The sequence below is a fragment of the Psychrobacter sp. 1Y4 genome, assembly GCF_051847555.1.
Map to the genome: position 1 here is coordinate 1 of NZ_JBPYDE010000999.1, position 552 is coordinate 552.

The window sequence follows — 552 nt, forward strand, 5'->3', positions numbered from 1 at the left end:
CTGACAATGTCGGTGGCTTTTACCCAAGATATCAGCAGGATTGGCTGATTGAGCATCACAACGTTGTCATCAACCTGCCCGTGTAAGGGTTCTATCTACAAGGATGTAGTTATGGAAGGTGTGGAGTTAGTCACGTTTGTAAATTCAAAAGTCATTCCCATTAGTATTTTTTTGATCATGATGGGAATGGGGTTGTCCTTAGTTACCAATGACTTTAAAAGAGTCGTCAAATATCCCAAAGCAGTCGCAATCGGACTGACCAATCAGCTACTATTCTTGCCATTGGTCGGTTTTGCCTTGGCAACTTTCATGTCACTCGAGCCTGAGTACGCCGTCGGGGTCATGCTATTAGTACTGTGTCCTGGTGGCACGACATCTAACTTATTTACTTATTTGGCAAAAGGGGATGTCGCGCTGTCGGTCACGATGACTGCGATTGCCAGTGTTATCACCGTATTTACCATTCCTATTGTACTGAGTTTTTCGCTCGTGTATTTCATGGGTGCTGGTAGTGAGTTTCAGTTGCCAGTCGCCAAGACCATGATCAGCTTG

Annotated in this window: 1 protein-coding gene; it reads left to right on the plus strand. The window is 44.9% G+C overall.

The genetic code is table 11. The annotated features are described in order from the left end of the window. Positions 1–111: 111 nt before the first annotated feature. A partial coding sequence (locus tag ACS8FC_RS20075) for a bile acid:sodium symporter family protein (RefSeq protein ID WP_439298081.1) occupies positions 112–552 on the plus strand: 441 nt, incomplete at its 3' end.